The organism is Photobacterium kishitanii (genome assembly GCF_003026355.1).
Taxonomy (GTDB): Bacteria; Pseudomonadota; Gammaproteobacteria; order Enterobacterales; family Vibrionaceae; genus Photobacterium; species Photobacterium kishitanii.
On sequence record NZ_PYON01000031.1, the window covers coordinates 1 to 17,742 of the forward strand.

12 protein-coding genes and 2 tRNA genes are annotated in these 17,742 nt (G+C 40.2%); 6 read left to right on the forward strand and 8 right to left on the reverse strand.

All coding sequences use genetic code 11. The features are described 5' to 3' along the window. Positions 1-39: 39 nt before the first annotated feature. From C0W29_RS20580 to C0W29_RS21695, 3 genes are all read left to right on the forward strand, one after another. A tRNA-Asp gene (locus C0W29_RS20580) sits at positions 40-116 on the forward strand. A gap of 1,115 nt (positions 117-1,231) precedes the next feature. After that, positions 1,232-2,212, forward strand: coding sequence for a sugar-binding transcriptional regulator (locus C0W29_RS20585; RefSeq protein WP_036795899.1), 981 nt, complete (start codon positions 1,232-1,234; stop codon positions 2,210-2,212). A 107-nt stretch (positions 2,213-2,319) separates the two neighbouring features. Further along, positions 2,320-2,414 (forward strand) — tRNA-Sec (locus C0W29_RS21695). Positions 2,415-2,423: 9 nt separating this feature from the next. On the opposite strand, the gene selB is transcribed toward C0W29_RS21695, so the two are convergent. The 5 genes from selB to fdnG form a co-directional block, all read right to left on the reverse strand. Then, positions 2,424-4,349 (reverse strand): selenocysteine-specific translation elongation factor, encoded by a 1,926-nt coding sequence (selB, locus tag C0W29_RS20590; RefSeq protein ID WP_045043381.1) that lies wholly within the window; start codon positions 4,347-4,349, stop codon positions 2,424-2,426. Positions 4,350-4,366: 17 nt separating this feature from the next. Beyond that, positions 4,367-5,257 carry a formate dehydrogenase accessory protein FdhE gene (gene fdhE / locus C0W29_RS20595; protein ID WP_045043382.1) on the reverse strand — a complete coding sequence of 297 codons (891 nt, stop codon included), beginning with the start codon at positions 5,255-5,257 and terminating at the stop codon, positions 4,367-4,369. 102 nt (positions 5,258-5,359) lie between these two features. Further along, on the reverse strand, positions 5,360-5,995 hold the full coding sequence (locus tag C0W29_RS20600; RefSeq protein WP_045045504.1) for a formate dehydrogenase subunit gamma: 636 nt from the start codon (positions 5,993-5,995) through the stop codon (positions 5,360-5,362). Then, entirely contained in the window at positions 5,992-6,867 is an 876-nt protein-coding gene (gene fdxH, locus C0W29_RS20605; protein WP_036795895.1) for a formate dehydrogenase subunit beta, read from the reverse strand. Before fdxH ends, C0W29_RS20600 begins: the two co-directional genes overlap by 4 nt. 3 nt (positions 6,868-6,870) lie before the next feature. Then, positions 6,871-9,885: a formate dehydrogenase-N subunit alpha gene (fdnG, locus tag C0W29_RS20610; RefSeq protein ID WP_146146378.1), complete on the reverse strand. Its 3,015-nt coding sequence runs from the start codon at positions 9,883-9,885 to the stop codon at positions 6,871-6,873. Positions 9,886-10,840: 955 nt separating this feature from the next. Here fdnG and mepA point away from each other — a divergent pair. Continuing rightward, on the forward strand, positions 10,841-11,638 hold the full coding sequence (mepA, locus tag C0W29_RS20620) for a penicillin-insensitive murein endopeptidase (protein WP_235869055.1): 798 nt from the start codon (positions 10,841-10,843) through the stop codon (positions 11,636-11,638). Between the two features lie 87 nt (positions 11,639-11,725). Here the strand turns inward: mepA and C0W29_RS20625 are convergent, their stop codons facing one another. Both C0W29_RS20625 and trhP read right to left on the reverse strand, forming a co-directional pair. Continuing rightward, complete coding sequence (locus C0W29_RS20625) at positions 11,726-11,980, reverse strand: YfhL family 4Fe-4S dicluster ferredoxin (protein ID WP_045043384.1); 255 nt, start codon at positions 11,978-11,980, stop codon at positions 11,726-11,728. A gap of 5 nt (positions 11,981-11,985) precedes the next feature. Further along, positions 11,986-13,374 (reverse strand): prephenate-dependent tRNA uridine(34) hydroxylase TrhP, encoded by a 1,389-nt coding sequence (gene trhP / locus C0W29_RS20630; protein WP_036795888.1) that lies wholly within the window; start codon positions 13,372-13,374, stop codon positions 11,986-11,988. 313 nt (positions 13,375-13,687) lie between these two features. Between trhP and C0W29_RS20635 the strand changes: the two genes are divergently transcribed. Next, the gene (locus tag C0W29_RS20635; protein WP_045045506.1) at positions 13,688-15,184 is read left to right on the forward strand and encodes a permease; all 1,497 of its coding nucleotides are present in this window, start codon (positions 13,688-13,690) and stop codon (positions 15,182-15,184) included. A 132-nt stretch (positions 15,185-15,316) separates the two neighbouring features. On the opposite strand, the gene rdgC is transcribed toward C0W29_RS20635, so the two are convergent. Next, positions 15,317-16,228: a recombination-associated protein RdgC gene (rdgC, locus tag C0W29_RS20640; RefSeq protein WP_173425436.1), complete on the reverse strand. Its 912-nt coding sequence runs from the start codon at positions 16,226-16,228 to the stop codon at positions 15,317-15,319. 420 nt (positions 16,229-16,648) lie between these two features. On the opposite strand from rdgC, the gene C0W29_RS20645 reads away from it, so the two are divergent. Next, positions 16,649-17,716 carry an ABC transporter substrate-binding protein gene (locus tag C0W29_RS20645; RefSeq protein WP_158260038.1) on the forward strand — a complete coding sequence of 356 codons (1,068 nt, stop codon included), beginning with the start codon at positions 16,649-16,651 and terminating at the stop codon, positions 17,714-17,716. Positions 17,717-17,742 lie beyond the last annotated feature (26 nt).

Below are 17,742 nucleotides of genomic sequence, written 5' to 3' on the forward strand. Positions count from 1 at the left end.
GCCAGGCTTCAAATTGCTTAAATGCTGAATAGACACTGCGGAGTGGTAGTTCAGTTGGTTAGAATACCGGCCTGTCACGCCGGGGGTCGCGGGTTCGAGTCCCGTCCACTCCGCCATTATTAAAGAGACCTGAATCTAACGATTCAGGTTTTTTTTCGTCTGTAGAAAATGATTATGTTACGTGGTAGTTCAGTTGGTTAGGCTCTTTATTGGGAACCTTAGCGGCCTGTCATGTCGGGGGGCGTGCTGATGTTCGGAATGGTAAGTCCCGTCCACTCCGCCATTATTAAAGAGACCTGAATCTAATGATTCAGGTTTTTTTTCGTCTGTAGAAAATGGTAATGATAGCACAGGCTATCATCCGTCATCTCGAAAGGGAGGCACGAGCTATCCGTGCTCTGCTCATCACGTGTTTGAGCATTAAAGAAACCAATAAAAAAGCAGCTAAAACAATAACTCTACAACGTGCTAATAATAGATTCCCTATCTCGTTCGTAACCTCACTGTAGGGAATGACGGCAGAGGATTAAGTCATAAGTTAGTTTTGATTAGGAAGCTTAGCAGCCTCCACGGTTATTATGTGATAGAAAAAGGGCGCGCTGATGCTTTGGTTGTCATATTAGATATGGCAAGTCCCGTCCACTTCATATTATTAAAGAGACCTGAATCTAACGATTCAGGTTTTTTTCGTCTGTAGAAAATGGTAATGATAGCGCAGGCTATCATCCGTCATCTCGAAAGGGAGGCACGAGCTATCCGTGCTCTGCTCATCACGTATTTGAGCATTAAAGAAACCAATAAAAAAGCAGCTAAAACAATAACTCTACAATGTGCTAATAATAGATTCCCTATCTCGTTCGTAACCTCACTGTAGGGAATGACGGCAGAGGGCTTAAATTTAGCCATAAACTTGTTGTGCTTTATGGCTCGTTACTCTGAGATGTCGTTATTTGTTGGATATCAATCAATATTATTATATCGAAAATAGCTTTTAGGTTTAGGTGCACCAAAAGCTGTACAAACTGAACACTCTTTAATTATCAGTTAGATAGTGATGTGATTTTATTCGGCCTACGGTGTATTAAAAAGGTGGTTATGTTTTTGATGATCATGGCTTTTAAAGCTGTACATTGCCAGAGGTGTAGCATGTGCGTTAATAACCTCTCGATTTTGATTTGGCAGTGTTAGAATAAGCCATTGATCTAAGTGCCCGTATATGAAGGACAAAGTGATGAGCAGTTTGAATAATGAAAATAATCATGCTGAGAATGATCAGCTGACTGAAATTGCTATTGCCTATTATCAAGAAGGTGCAACTCAGGAAGAAATATCACAACGTTTTGGCATGTCTCGTGCCAAAATTGGTCGTTTACTTCGTCGCGCACGCGATGAAGGGGTGGTTGAGATCACCGTTAAATATCATCCGGTATTTAGTGAAAAGTTAGAACAGCAATTAATTGAGCGGTTTAATCTAAAACGGGCGTTGATTGCATTAGATCAACCTGATGATGAATCTCAACGTCAACAGGTGGCGAGCCTTGTCTCTGGCTATCTTGCTGCGACATTATCTGATGATATGGTGGTAGCTGTTGGGCAAGGGCGAAATATTGCTTCAATTGCCAATCATGTTGGAGTTGTACCACATCGGAACTGCCGTTTTGTGTGTGGTATTGGTGGTACTCACCGTTCTGGCAATGCTATTAATGCCGATCATATTTGTCGTCAATTAGCTAAAAAATATGATGGTATCAGTGAAACGCTATATGCCCCGGCTTATGTTGAAGATATTATTGTTAAAGAAGCATTCATGAAAAATGGCACTGTTAAGGAAACGTTGGATCGCGCTCGTCGCGCTGATGTTGCTTTAGTGGGAGTTGGTGATATGAATGAAAATAGTCATATGGTGAAGTTAGGCTGGTTCACTCCTCAAGAGATAGTAGAAGCACGTATTCGTAAAGGTGTTGTCGGTGATATTGCGGGTTATGATTTTTTTGATAGCCAAGGTAAACAAGCGGATACCATGATGAGTGATCGAGTGATTGGTTTAACCATGGATGAACTACGTCATATTCCAACAGTAGTGGTCACTGCTGCAGAAAATAGTAAAGCATTAGCCTTATTAGGTGCGCTGCGATCTGGGGTTGTCGATGTGCTTGCGACCAGTGTTAGTAATGCTTTAACGATTCTAAATCTTGATCAGCAGATGAAATAGATGGTTATTTAGACAATTGATCTATAAAAGAAACCGCTATCTTAATCAATGCTAGATAGCGGTTGCAGAATATACCTTAAAGCAATAAAATACATTTTCTATATAAAGGAAGAACGTCGTATCCGGTGATGCGTCCGGATTTCAAATCCGGGTAGGGCTGCCAGCAGTCCTGGGTAGGTTCGACTCCTATGTTCTTCCGCCACTTCTCTGTTTATTCTTGCTGTAATAAATCCTGATCTTTTAATTCGCGATAATTAAATTTACGTTTAGTAAAACCAATCTTGTCAAAATATTCTAATAATTGAATTGCAACTTTACGACCTAGCTGACTGATATTTCTAAATTCAGCCGTTTCTAGTTTTTGATGTTGAGCGGTATGTTGACGTACCTCAGTTGCCATTTGTACTAGATATTGATGTGTTACATAACGATCTTTAACGATAGCGGCAACATAGCTTAATTGCGCAAGTTTATAGTTTAATTTGCGAATATCATTTTCATCTTCACCAATTTCAGCAGCAAGATCACGTACCCACCATGGTTGGGGATCACTAATCATCAGTTGTTCTATTTGCTGCCACCATTGTTGCTCAGTTGCGGTGAGCTGTAACTTATGCTCGGCTAAGTGCAACCAACCTCGAGTATTTGCTAACAGTTGTTGATTGAGCAATTGGGTGATAATTGCATTAAAGATAATTTGGGGCTGATTCAGCGCCGTCATTCGATATAGACGATCTTTACCAACACCAAGGTTATCTTGAGCTTGCTGATGATACTGCTTTAAGGTGGTGATAATGTGCTGCTGTAGCGCCTGCTGATAGCTGTTATAACAAAGGTAATCGCCATATTGGTTGATGGTCGTATTCGTGACTAATAGCTGGCTAATAACATCAGCTTGACACTGATGTTGTTCGATCAATTGTTGGTGTGATTGGGGCGCATGCTGGAGCTTAAACTCAATGATATCACTGAGTGTATTTAACCCTGCGCGTTGATTGAGGTATTCAAGTCGCTGCGGTTTACGTTTGCCACGATTCGGTGGGAGTAGATCAATAACAATTGCGCTGCCAAGGTTGGTTTTTTGAGCCGGATCGCGCAGTAATAAGCGATCTTGTTCGGTTAAACACAATGGCGTATCAAATGTGATTTCCGCAAGTGCGCTATCGCCACTCGCTAATTGATTATCTTCTAATAATGCAATACGGCCAGTGGTGTGGGTAGCCGCATGGAAAACTTGAATGTTTTGCCAGTGCTTAATGGGTTGATTAGCGTTTAATTTAACCGTGACTCGAGTGATTATTTCCGTTGGCGCAGTGTGTAATAACCAATCACCGCGTTTTAACTGTGCTTTATCAATATCACCGCTAATATTAAGCGCTACCCGTTGATTTGCTGTTGCAAATTCAGCTGATTTACCTTGAGCATGGATACTCTTTACTCGCACAATATGAGCTTGGCTATGGCCTTTTTTAAGGTTGCTATGGCTGACTAAACACAGGCTATCACCGATATTAATCTGACCATTTAAAGCGGTTCCTGTTACCACTAAACCTGAGCCTTTAACATGAAACGCGCGGTCAATAGCAAGTTTAAAATTAAGCGTGTTATCGTGCTGCTGTTCATTGTCTGCAAGTTCAATTAGATGTTGTTTGAGATCATCAATACCCTCATTGGTGACGGCTGAACAATGAAAGATCGTCGCTTGAGTAAACCCATATTGAACTAATAACTGGCTTAATTTAGCTTCGAGTTGCTGCTGTTGCTCAAAGGTAGTGAGATCTGATTTGGTGATCACCACCGTTAAGCTATCCATGGCTAATAAGCGCAGAATAGTTAGGTGTTCATGGCTTTGAGGCATCATGCCTTCATCACCAGCAACAATTAGCATTGCGTGGTGCGCGGTGCCTACGCCCGCGAGCATATTGGATAGGAACTTTTCATGGCCTGGTACATCAATAAAACCTAAGGTTTGGTGCTGATTAGATTTTGTTGAGTGATAAGCCATAAAAGCATAGCCTAAATCAATAGTGAGCCCGCGTTGTTGCTCTTCTGGCAGTCGATCGGCATTGATCCCAGTAAGGGCATGTAATAGTTTGGTTTTACCATGATCGACATGGCCAGCTGTAGCAATAATCATAGCGTTACTCTAAAGCGTTATTGAGCGAGGGGCAGTAAAAAAGGATTAAAGCCGCTGCGATAGAATTCCATTTGGCTAAGTTTTTGATCAAGCACTAGTGTCGCAAGATCATCAGCGATAGGATCTAATTGTGGATTCTTCTCTAGTACCAACATTTTTAAGTAGCTTTGACAATGACTGCACGTTTCAGCACGAACGCTATCTTCTAGTGATTCACTTTGAAGTTGAATATTTTCGCCATCACCACATTGAGTGCATTCTGCACGTAATCGGTGCCATTGCGCTTCACATTGGCTGCAATGCAGGTAACGATGACCACTGCCTTGGATTAAACTTGCGGCAGGTGCGCCACCACAAAGAGGGCAATGTGATTGTTTGGCATTCGCTTCTGGTTGCCATTCTAGTTTGGTATTCGCTACGATTAAGCTCATTAACGTATTAATACAACCCCAAAGGATTATAGCGATATCAGCGGGTACGCGTTCAGCTTGATTTTGCTGTAAAGCATGAAAGTAATGCTGCAATGTTTGTTGATCAATTTGGCTAATATTATCGATAACCTTAACGATATCATCGCTAACAACAGGACGCAGTGCAGAGGTTAGCTGGGTTAGCATTGGGTCTAAAATTGCTTGCCAAGTACCATCAATTTCAACTGGCCATGTTAGTGTTTTCGTTTGTAATTGCTGCTGTACTGCGCTATTAAAAGTATCAACTAAATGCAGTTGTTGCTGCACTATTTGTCCAGCTAATAACAGGTAATCTGCCATAAAAGAATCTTGTGCCAACTGACGTAAACGTGCTGCGCGGGCATGAAAAATGGTGGCGGGATCACCAATAATTAGCGGACTAAAGCCATCACTTTTTTGTTTAATTATGGTGTCTTTATCTAAAATTTTAACGCTCATACAGATATCCAATTATAAGAATACCAACCACGGTAAACCGAGGTTGGTATAGAAATAAAGAACGGATAAACAGCGAGGCTTATCCGTTCTAGAGCTATGTTATTAGTGTTGGTCTTTGTTGTCAGATAGAGAACGGAACCAACGTGGGTGATGTTTCTTTGCCCAAGCGGGAGAAACCTTACCTTCTAACATGCCGTCAATAGAGCCTTTTACCCAATACGCCATGTAGGCATGGATAATTAAACTTAAGGCAAATACTAAGGCGGTGACTGAGTGAACAATCAATGCAATACGGATAATATCAATACTGAAGTAAGCCGAAAAGTAAGCACGCCATGCGATTAAACCAGTGATCAGTAAAATGAGGCCACAGGCAATAAACTGACGCAGAAGCATTTTTTGACCAGCGTTATATTGACCAGCTTCCGGTACATTTTCTTCGTTTTCAGTTAGTACATCTTTTACTTTTAGCATCCATTGGAGATCACCTTTTTCAAAGTGGTTATGGCTCCAATAACGGATCACAAGGAAAAATAAACCTACTGTCATCACAATTGCACCGAACGGGTGCAAAATACGAGCAAGTTGTGGTGTACCGTAGACATAGCTAAGGAAGTGCAATGGTGCAAACATAAAAGATAGTCCAGACAATAAAGTCCAGATACCTGTTAACGCAACAGTCCAATGCACAACACGATCTAAAGGCTTATGACGTAAAATTGTTTGGTTCAAACTCATTTCTCATCCCCTTCATCTTCAGCAACACGACTACGACCAACAGTTACACGGTGGATAGCAGCAAGTGCTAACGTACCGACTAAACCTGCTGCAGCTAGTGGCTTAAGATCGTCTTTCCATAATTTCACTGTTTCGCTGATTTTAGGATCTTTAGGGAGATCGTAACGCTCAGGATCAGTGACATCGTGTAGAACATAAATCACATGCGTACCGCCAACACCTTGTGGGTTGTAGATACCTGCTTTTTTATGGCCTTTGGCTTGTAGTGCCGTAACACGTTGGTTGGCATACTCAAGAATTTCTTCACGAGGGCCAAAACGTAGTGCGCCTGTTGGACAGGTTTTAGCACATGAAGGCACTTGACCTGCCTGAAGACGATCAAGACATAAGGTACATTTGTAAACGCGGTTATCAACTGGGTTCATACGCGGAATATCAAATGGGCAGCCTGCGATACAGTAACCGCAACCGACACATTTTTCCGAGTTGAAATCGACTACACCGTTTTCATATTGCACGATAGCGCCAGGTTCTGGACAAGCTTTTAAACAGCCTGGATCAGAACAGTGCATGCAGCTATGTTTGCTAAATAGCCACTTGAATTTATTATCTTCTTCAATTTCTTTGAAGTGGATAGTGGTCCAAGTTTCAGCGGTCGTATTCGGCGGATTTTGGTAAGAACCTTCAAAGGTACCTACTTTACCGCGTAAGTTGTTCCACTCACTACAGGCATCCATACAGCCTTTACAGCCGGTACAGCATGTTACATCGATTAACTTTGTTACCTGAATTTGACGCTCACGCGCATCAGGAGATGGAGTAATCGACGATGTAGCAGAACTACGAATAATATTCTGTGATTCCATACCCATGGCTTACTTCACCTTCTCTACGTTAACCAAAAATGCCTTGTATTCAGGCGTTTGTGAGTTAGCATCACCGACACATGGCGATAACGTATTCGCAAGGTAACCCGGCTTAGTATCGCCTTCGTAGCCCCAGTGAATCGGAATACCGACAGTGTGAACTGCTTGGCCGTTAACATGTAGTGGCGTAATACGCTTCGATACATAAGCTTTAGCTACAATAGCGCCACGCTTAGATGTCACACGTACCATGTCAGCATTGTTAATACCACGCTCCTTCGCTAAACCTTCGCCAATTTCTACAAATTGTTCAGGTTGTAGTACAGCATTGAAGTGAGAGTGACTTGTCCAGGTATGGAAGTGCTCAGTCAGACGATAAGTGGTCCCCACGAATGGGTAGTCCTCTTTCGTACCTAGTTGAGCTGCATCATCTTTGAACAAACGTGCCGCTGGGTTTGAAATCACATTTTTATGTAATGGATTGGTACCAATCGGTGTTTCAAACGGTTCGTAGTGCTCAGGGAACGGACCTTCAGCCATTTTATCAAGTGCGAACAGACGACCAACGCCTTCTGGTTGCATGATAAATGGACCAGCATTGCTTGATGGTGGCAATTTAGCGTTAAAGTCAGGCACATCAGGGCCGACCCACTTGCTACCATTCCATTCAACCAAGATACGTGATTTATCCCATGGTGTGCCGTCTGGACGTGTTGATGCACGGTTGTACAATACACGACGGTTTGCAGGCCATGACCATGCCCAGTTAGGTGCAATACCTAAACCAGATGGATCGCTGTTATCACGACGTGCTGTTTGGTTACCCGCTTCTGTCCAACTACCAGTGTATAACCAACAAGCTGCATTGGTTGAACCATCAGCCTTTAGTTTACTAAAGCTAGATAGCTGCTTACCGTTAGCATCTTTACCGTTAAGTTCTTGCGCTAACTCTTTAGTATTTGGCGCTGAAGGGATCGCATAGTTCCAATCAAGTGCTAGGATCGGATCAGGGTATGTACCGCCATGTTGTTGATACATATCGCGCATCTTCAAGAAGATACCGGCTAAGATCTCTGCATCACCCTTAGCTTCTCCTGGCATGTCAGCAGCTTTCCAGTGCCATTGTAACCAACGTGCTGAACTTACGATGGTGCCATCTTCTTCAGCAAAACAAGCACAAGGTAAACGGAACACTTCAGTGTTAATGCTTGCGGTATCAACTTCATTAACGTTAGGTTTATTCTGCCAGAACGTAGAAGTCTCAGTTGCAAGAGGATCAACAACCACTAAGTATTTAAGCTTAGATAGTGCATCCAATGTTTTTTGCTTGTTAGACATAGAAGCAACAGGGTTGAAACCTTGACAGATATAGCCATTCATTTCGCCTTTGTTCATCATTTCGAACACGCGCAACATGTCATAGCCTTGATCCCACTTCGGCATCATATCGTAACCAAAGTTATTTTCAGCGGTTGCATTTTTGCCGTAGAAAGACTTTAGTAATGACACGAAGAATGCTGGGTAGTGCTGCCAGTAGTTGGTTTGATCCGCTTCAAGTGCCACTGGTGTGTGGTGCTTAAGGTGAGCGGCTAAATCAACATCTTTATCCGATGGTAGTTTTAAGTAACCCGGTAAACTTTGTGCTAACAAGCCAAGGTCAGTAATACCTTGAATGTTAGAGTGACCACGTAAGGCATTAACACCGCCGCCAGCCACGCCCATGTTACCTAGTAGTAACTGGATCATTGCCATACAACGGATGTTTTCAGCGCCTTTAGAGTGCTGAGTCCAGCCTGTAGCATATAAGATAGTCGCAACGCGGTTATCCGCAGCTGTGCTACCTAGTGCTTTACAGACGTGATCAAACATATCAACAGGTGTACCTGTGATATTTGAAACAACGTCAGGTGTATAACGGGCAACGTGATCTTTAAGTAGGTTCCATACACAGCGAGGATGTTGTAGTGATTCATCCTTTAGCGCATAACCTTGATCGTCAAGTTGGTAGAACCAGCTGCTGCGATCGTACTGACGTTTCTCGGCGTCATAGCCAGAGAATAGACCATCGTGGAACGCGTAATCATCACGTACGATAAAGCTAGCGTTAGTGTATGCTTTAACATACTCATGATTCACTTGACTGCTAGCGATTAGGTAGCGAATAGCACCTAATAAGAAAGCAATATCGGCACCTGAACGGATCGGTGCATAGTGATCAGCGACTGCTGCTGTACGCGTGAAACGTGGATCAACCACAATGATTTCAGCGTTGTTATTTTTTTGAGCTTCAATCGCCCAGCGGAAGCCTACAGGGTGTGCTTCTGCTGCGTTACCGCCCATAACAAGAATAAGGTTGGCATTTTTGATATCAACCCAGTTGTTGGTCATCGCGCCGCGGCCAAATGTTGGAGCAAGACTTGCTACCGTTGGGCCGTGTCAAATACGCGCTTGAGTGTCTACAGGAACCATACCCAAACCACGGGCAAATTTCTGAGTTAACCAACCATTTTCATTACTTTCCGCTGAGGCACAAAGCATGCCTGTTGTTAGCCAGCGGTTTACTATGGTGCCTTCATCATTGGTTTTTACCAAGTTAGCATCACGGTCTTGTTTCATTAGTTTAGCGATACGGCTAAATGCTTCGTCCCATGTTAGACGTTGCCATTTATCTGAGCCTGGAGCGCGGTATTCTGGGAATTTCAAACGTTGTTCGCTGTTAACAAAACCAGCTAGGCCCGCACCTTTAGGACATAATGCACCACGGCTTACTGGATGATCAGGATCCCCCTCAACGTGGAACACTTTTTGTTTAATATTACCGCCAGTAGCACCAGTGCTATACAGTAATGTGCCACAGCCCACTGAACAATAAGAACAGGTATTACGTGTTTCTTTGGCTGCAGTTAATTTGAACTCACGAGCTTGTGCCCATGCTTTTTGCGGTATTGTGGCAAGGGAAGCAATTGTAGTTGTTGCTACAGCCCCTGCGCACAATTTAAATAATTGACGTCTACTTATATTCAATCTAAAAAGACCTTATTAGAAATAAAGAAGAGGGTGAAATTTACGAGGTTATTATATGGGTGAATATAATGTCGTCAAATATTGCTATTAGGTAAGGTTCTTTGAAAATTAGAATAAAAAATTAAATAATATATATATATATTTAAATATCATTAATAACTCATGATGTAGTTATCATACTTTAAAGCAAAAAAGAGGTAATTACGGCTGAGTGATAATTGTTTGCATTTGTAGTTGTGGTGGTTTTACTATATTTACTCATGTTTTGTCTTTAATAGTAAATATATTTATATAATACGTTGTAGGTGGTGATTTTATTATTAACTTAAAGTTAAACGTTGCAATAATTAGTTGGTTAATTTTTTTTTGTTAACTAATGATAAATTAATTTTCAAGTAATAATAACTAATATTTCAATATTCCCTTTTTAATCATGATGTTAGTTTTTTGCTTTTTTTGTTTTCAATCTGTACCTTTATATATTTAAATATAGTACTAATAACAGGTTATTTTATTTAAAAGTAAAATAGACATGAGGGTTTAACTTTTAATGCAATTAAGTGAAATCTTAAATGTCAAATATGATATATTTTGGTGTTTATTTAACATACAATGTTGAATAGATGATGTTAATAACGGTTTGTTTTTTTATAAAATATTATTTTTTTATAATTGTGAACAGTTAATATCATCAGTTAAAGAATAAAGTTGTTGCGTTATTTGTTGTTTATTGTGATTGGATAATTAATAATTTAATTTAAATGATAACAGTAAAATAATAATAGTTATATTTTAGTTACTATGATGTGTGCTCGATATTAGCGTAAATAGCTCTGTTTTATTGGTGGCTGAATTTTGCATCGTTAAACAGTTGCGTTATCATTATGATTACCGATGAGAGAAAGGAAGAGTAATGTATTTAGGGAAGATAATCACGGGCTTGATACTCATTTGTATGAGCCAGGCTGTGATGGCGACAGCGTGGGAAAAAGTAACACAACCAAGTAGTGGCGATTCAAGTTCGATTGGTTCGTATGCTAATGGCTGTCTTGCCGGTGGTGAAGATTTACCACTTCAAGGTGATGGCTATCAAGTGATACGTTCTGAGCGTGAGCGTTATTATGGCCACAGTGAAATGATTGTTTTTTTACAGCAATTGATGAAGCAATCACAGCAACTAAAAATTGGTAATGTGCTGGTGGGCGATATTGCAATGCCACGTGGTGGACGCTTCTCGTCAGGCCATGCAAGTCACCAAACAGGGTTAGATGCTGATATTTGGTTACGGATACCGGAAAAGCCATTATCACAGCAAGAACTAAAAACAGTTGCTGCACTGCCAATGGTTGATGTGAAAAATTACCAGATCATTGAGAAGAATTGGAGCTCTAAGCAAGCACAGCTTATTCAGTTAGCGGCAAGTGATGATCGAGTAGCGCGGATCTTTGTTCATCCAGTGATCAAACAACAGTTATGTAAAACCGAATGGAAACAGCGTGATTGGTTAAGTAAAGTGCGACCTTGGTTTGGTCATTATTATCACTTTCATGTGCGTTTAAATTGTCCAGAAGGCAGTACTACTTGTGAGCCACAAACGCCGCCGCCAGCAGGTGATGGTTGTGGAACTGAGCTTGCATCGTGGGCGCCAAATTATAAAGCGCCAGTAACCACAAAGCCGATTAGCGATGTTAAGCCAAAGCCAAAACCAGTAAAAGTATTACCACCAATGTGTGCGGTGGTTTTGAAAAACTAGTATTGATTGACATTTATATTGATTAAATAAAAAAGCGCCGCACAGTTAACTGAGTGGCGCTTTTTTTATACGGTTTATTATTGGAAACTAAGCAAGGCCTTGCAGGGTGACAAACTTTTCAAGTAGTTCATCGTCTGACTCAATATGCTCAGGATCAGTAATAATGCAATTGGTAATAGGACAAACTGACTGGCAGGTTGGCTTATCATAGTGCCCTTTACATTCTGTGCAGCGATCAGGATTAATTTCGTAAAACTCATCCCCCATAGTGATTGCCTCATTTGGGCATTCAGGATCACACATGTCACAGTTAATGCATTTAGTTGTAATGAGCAGTGCCATAATGCTTATTTACCGTCTTTAGGTGCGTGTGGATTACGGGTATCTTCACCGTTACCTAAGTTACGCATTAATAGACCAAAATCTAGATCCATATCAGAAGGCATTGGAATAAACACAAAATGGCCATTGCCTTTAGCATCGTCAATGATTTCTGATTTACGGTTTTCCATGGTTTCAAGTTTGAAAATAACGTTACCTTTTGGCGTCATTACTTCAAGGCTATCGCCAACAATAAATTTGTTTTTTACTTCAACTTCAGCTAAGTCGCCACGGCGTACGCCAGTGAACTCGCCCACAAATTGTTGGGTATCTGAAATTGAGTAACCGTAGTCATAATTTTGGTAAGCATCATGCGTGTGGCGACGAAGGAAGCCTTCGGTATAACCACGGTGTGCTAGGCTTTCTAATGTACCAAGTAATGAATCATCAAATGGCTTGCCCGCAACCGCATCATCAATTGCTTTACGGTAAACTTGCGCAGTACGTGCACAGTAATAGAAAGACTTAGTACGGCCTTCAATTTTTAGTGAGTGCACTCCCATTTTGGTTAGGCGCTCAACATGTTGTACGGCACGAAGATCTTTAGAGTTCATGATGTAAGTACCATGCTCATCTTCAAATGCTGCCATTTTTTCTTCAGGGCGATGAGATTCGCTTAGCAATACAACATCGTCAATTGGCTTACCCAGTCCTAGAGTATTGTCTGGACGTGACTCAACTTCTTGAATCTGAATTGCGTCTTGGGTTTCAACAATTTGACCAGCATCGTTTTCGACTGCTTTTTCTACTTTGTATTCCCAACGGCATGAGTTCGTGCATGTACCTTGATTAGGATCGCGTTTGTTGATGTAGCCAGATAACAGACAACGACCAGAGTAAGCCATGCAAAGCGCACCGTGGACAAAGATTTCTAGTTCAGTATCTGGGCAGTGCTCACGAATTTCTTCGATTTCTTCTAATGATAGCTCACGAGAAAGAATGACACGCTCAACGCCTTGGCTCGCCCAGAATTTAACGGTTGCCCAGTTAACGGCATTAGCTTGCACTGACAGATGAATTACTACCTCAGGAAATGCTTCACGAACCATCATGATCAAACCAGGATCTGACATGATAAGTGCATCAGGACCCATATCTACAATCGGCTTTAAATCACGAATGAACGTTTTAAGCTTTGAGTTATGCGGTTGAATATTACAAACCACATACAGCTTTTTACCTTGTGCGTGAGCTTCATCGATACCAATTTTAAGGTTGTCGTGATTGAATTCATTGTTACGAACACGAAGGCTGTAACGTGGTTGGCCTGCATAAACAGCATCTGCACCATAGGCAAATGCGTAACGCATATTTTTAAGGCTACCGGCTGGAGATAGTAATTCTGGTTTAAACATTGCTCAGTTCTCTATAGATGTCTGATTCCAAATCAGCCTATAACACCTTGTGTTATAGGGAGGAGGCGAGATTCTACGTTTTTCATTACCATATTGCCAATTTTCTTAAAAATAATTGGCAATGAAAAATCAACACTATTATAGAAGGAGGTATATATTTAATTGGCATTATTTAATTAATTTAGATATCTGCACCTTTAAATACATACTTATTGTGCATTAAGTACATGATTTATATTTTAGTGCACTATATGCAGGCGGTTAGCACAATATTGTCACTAATGAGTGACAGCATACATTAAAGAAGGTAGTTATGATCGGTCACGATATAAGTGGGTTAGTGATCCACGTATTTTCAACATTCGGTAATATGATATGGCAAATTTTCTGGCCGTTAGCGTTTGGCCTCATACTATCGTCATGGATTCGTAATTTTATTCCAGTATCAAGTGTGGTTAAACACCTTGGTAAAACTACTCCTGTGAGCCTTGGTTTTACTACTTTTTTAGGGATGGTATCGTCATCGTGTTCTTATGCCGCCGCATCGTTATCACATACTTTATTAGTTAAAAAATCAACTGTCGCTAATGCAATGGCATTTTTAGTTTCAAGCACTAACTTGATTGTCGAGATGTTTATTGTCTTAGTTGCATTAATGGGCTGGACGTTTTTATGGGGGGAAGTGATTGGTGGCTTGATTCTGATCGTTACGGTTGGATTTTTATTTAGCCGCTTTTTCCCTAAAGATGTCGAACAAGAAATGCGCCAACATTTAGAGGATGCTCAACCTCAGAAAGCCAGCTGTGGTATGGATATGTCTGAAATGAGCGGTGATCACAGTGATTGCGGTATGGATATGTCAAAGATGAAGTCTGATGACAGTGATTGCGACATGGATATGTCAAAGATAAAGTCTGATGACAGTGATTGCGGCATGGATATGTCAAAGATGAAGTCCGATGACAGTGATTGCGGTATGGACATGTCAAAGATGAAGTCCGATGACAGTGATTGCGGCATGAACATGTCAAAGATGAAGTCTGATGACAGCGATTGCGGCATGGACATGTCAAAGATGAAGTCTGATGACAGTGACTGCGGCATGGATATGTCAAAGATGAAGTCTGACGACAGTGATTGTGGCATGGATATGTCAAGCATGAAACAAATGGATCATAAAATGGATATGGCGCCAGAGCCTAGTTCAGATTTTATGACTAAAGTGACTAAATCAGCAGGTTTCTTCCAAATGGATATTGCCATGATTGGTAAAGAGATCCTGATTGGGGTGGTGGTTTCTTCGCTTCTAATCGCATTAATGCCGCAAGACGGCTGGCGAGCACTGTTTATCAGTAACGATGCCGGTTTACCTGTATGGCTACATTCTTTCTTAGATGTGATCATTGGTATTTTTGTGGCGATGATCGCTTATGTATGTTCAGTCGGTAATCTTATTTTAGCCGCGGCGTTATGGCATGGTGGGATTTCATTTGGTGGTGTGATTGGGTTTATTCTATCGGATGTATTAACGATCCCAATGATTCGTGTGTATCAAAAATACTACGGTAAACGTCCAGCTAAATGGATGGTTGGGTTGTTATTTGTCGCTATTTTATTTACTGGGTTATGTGTTGATGCGATCTTTAATGGTTTTGGTTGGGTCACTAGCGATCAAACAGTACGGACGTTAAATCAATCAGGCTTTGGTTTTAATATGACCACAGTAATGAACTTGATTTTCATTCCGCTTTCTATTTGGTATTACAAAGTGGGTAAAAAAGCCAATGCTGGCATGGGGATGAGCATGTAGCAGTTATTGCTTTTAATAATCGTTATATAGTCAGTAGAAAATAAAAAGAGCCGTAACGTGAAATAACGTGACGGCTCTTTTTTTGTTATCTAAGTGACGCTTTTTGTTACTTACACTCAAGAAAAATCAGGATTAACCTTTATTTTCTAAACCACCGATAACATCAAATAGGTTTGGTAAAAACACTGAGAACTCACCGCCCATTAGCGATAGGTCAGCATCAATACGTTGTGCCATGTCTTCACGATCGATATCTTCGTTTTGATCTTTAATTTCATCTGAGAATTTAAGACGTTTAACGCTCAAGTCATCTGCTAAAATGAAATCAATACGATCTTGCCAATTAAGCGCTAGTTTAGTTACCACTTTATTCGCTTCAATGTGTGCTAGAATTTCATCGCAATTTAAATCTTGCTGCTTACAGCGGATCACGCCACCGTCTTCTTCAACAGCTTTAAACTCAGCTTCTTCACCAATAGTAAAACCTTGTGGTGATTGGTTGCTACGAACCCACTCTGTAAGAGTTAATGCCAATGGTTTTTCAGACACTACTGGGACTACTGGTAGGCTACCAATAGATTTACGTAATAATGCTAATACATCTTCAGCTTTTTTGTAGCTACCGGCATCAACTACGATATAACCTAATTTAGGCATGATTAACGCATAAGTTTGATGTTGACGACTGAACGCGCGTGGCAGTAAATCCATCACGATTTCATCTTTTAGGGTGTCTTTCTCCGTCTTTTTCAGCTTACGGCCAAGATCTTTTTCCTGTATTTCAATTTTGTTGTTCAATGATTCTTTTATCACTGACGCTGGTAGCATTTTTTCTTCTTTGCGAGCGCAAATTAAAATATTGTCACCAGAGACATGGGTAAACATATCACCATGCTTGCCAAGTGCGTGTGCCCAGCCAAACTTTTGAATATCTTGGCTACCACAAGGGGTAAAGCGGAATTCTTCCAGCTGTTTTTCTATTTGGTCTGCATTTAAGTCAATCTCACGCGTAAAACGGTAAGTCAGTATATTTTTAAACCACATCATGCTAGTCACGCTTCCTAGGGTAAACAGTCGGGGCGCACATATTAACTCAACCACTAAAAATTACTAAGTGGCGATTCAAAATTAACGTCAAGATGGGACAATAAGAGTGTGAAATTAAATTATAAATAAATTTATGTATCATCGCTTATCCTGTTGAACCAGTGCTCAACTGTTGAAGTTATGATTAGTTAAAGTAATAAGAGATTAATTTATCAGCTCAATCAGTGATCTTATTTTAAGTAAAAAAGTTCAATGTGAATAAATATTCAATATTAAAAATAATGACTTAGTAAGCATTAAGTTATTTATTACTTCCATATCGCATCAAAACATGTATATATAATACTTGTTTTGATGCGTTTGAGCGATTATATTACACTCCTTGTTTTTGAGATTGATTATCATTTCAGAGGGATTGTGAGTACCTTTACCTGTTATTTTAGAAAACATCTATGTTTGTTAGCGATTGTTTTATCAATAAATGTTTTTGCTGAACCCGTTACATATACTGATCAAGCTGGACGTAAAGTTGAGATACCAAAAACCCCAGAACGTATATCTGTGGTTGCAACGCCCGCAGGTACAATGGTTGTGGCACTTGATGGTAGTGGAGATAGATTAGTTGCAACAACAACTAACTCTAAAAATGCCATCAATGAAGGTGTTCTAAATGAATTCTTTCCAGTATTGAATAAAATTTCAGATAAGGTTGTAGGGAAAGATGATTCGCCAAATATAGAAGCATTACTAAATCTTAATACTGACTTGGTTATACAGTGGGCTAGGAAAAATAAAAGTATTGAAGCTATGGAGGTTGCGGGATTAAATGTGGCAGCTATGCAGTACAAAAAGACAGATATAGCAAAAACATGGCTTAATGATATGGGTATTATTTTAAATAAAAGTCAAAAGGCAAAAGAAATATTGGATTGGCAAGAAAAAACCTATCAAAATATTGTAGCAAAGACAAAATATATTGAGGATAAAAATAAACCGAGTGTTTTGTATTTAATGGATGAATCTAGTGCAGCGAGTAGTGAATCGCATTTCCAATTTTATATTGATACTGCTGGAGCTAAAAATGCAATCAAGGTAAAGGGAAATATTATAAATATAGATCCTGAGATGATTTTGAATGCTAACCCAGATATTATTTGGTTATTCGGTTTCAATATAAATCTAAAGCCGAATGATATTTATACAAATCCTATTTACTCAGAAATTAAGGCCGTTAAAAATCATCATGTATATAAAGTTCCGGTCGGAGGAGATCGTTGGGATCCACCAAATCAAGAATTAGCATTAGCATTAGAGTGGTTTACAAGAACCGTACATCCTAATATTTTACCAGGTTCCATGCGTGAGCATTTAAAAAGTGCTTTAGAATTTCTATATGGTAAAGAAGCAACTGATGAACAACTTGATATAATGCTACGAGCTGAAATAAATAAAGACGCATCAGGTTATAAAGGCATTATTAACTAATTATTTATTAACTTAATTGTTTAGAT

Excerpts from the sequence above, each read along its gene's own strand:
- C0W29_RS20585 (WP_036795899.1), top strand. The coding sequence starts at position 1,232 with ATGAGCAGTTTGAATAATGAAAATAATCATGCTGAGAATGATCAGCTG.
- selB (WP_045043381.1), bottom strand. The coding sequence starts at position 4,349 with ATGATTATTGCTACAGCTGGCCATGTCGATCATGGTAAAACCAAACTA.
- fdhE (WP_045043382.1), bottom strand. The coding sequence starts at position 5,257 with ATGAGCGTTAAAATTTTAGATAAAGACACCATAATTAAACAAAAAAGT.
- C0W29_RS20600 (WP_045045504.1), bottom strand. The coding sequence starts at position 5,995 with ATGAGTTTGAACCAAACAATTTTACGTCATAAGCCTTTAGATCGTGTT.
- fdxH (WP_036795895.1), bottom strand. The coding sequence starts at position 6,867 with ATGGGTATGGAATCACAGAATATTATTCGTAGTTCTGCTACATCGTCG.
- mepA (WP_235869055.1), top strand. The coding sequence starts at position 10,841 with ATGAGCCAGGCTGTGATGGCGACAGCGTGGGAAAAAGTAACACAACCA.
- C0W29_RS20625 (WP_045043384.1), bottom strand. The coding sequence starts at position 11,980 with ATGGCACTGCTCATTACAACTAAATGCATTAACTGTGACATGTGTGAT.
- trhP (WP_036795888.1), bottom strand. The coding sequence starts at position 13,374 with ATGTTTAAACCAGAATTACTATCTCCAGCCGGTAGCCTTAAAAATATG.
- C0W29_RS20635 (WP_045045506.1), top strand. The coding sequence starts at position 13,688 with ATGATCGGTCACGATATAAGTGGGTTAGTGATCCACGTATTTTCAACA.
- rdgC (WP_173425436.1), bottom strand. The coding sequence starts at position 16,228 with ATGTGGTTTAAAAATATACTGACTTACCGTTTTACGCGTGAGATTGAC.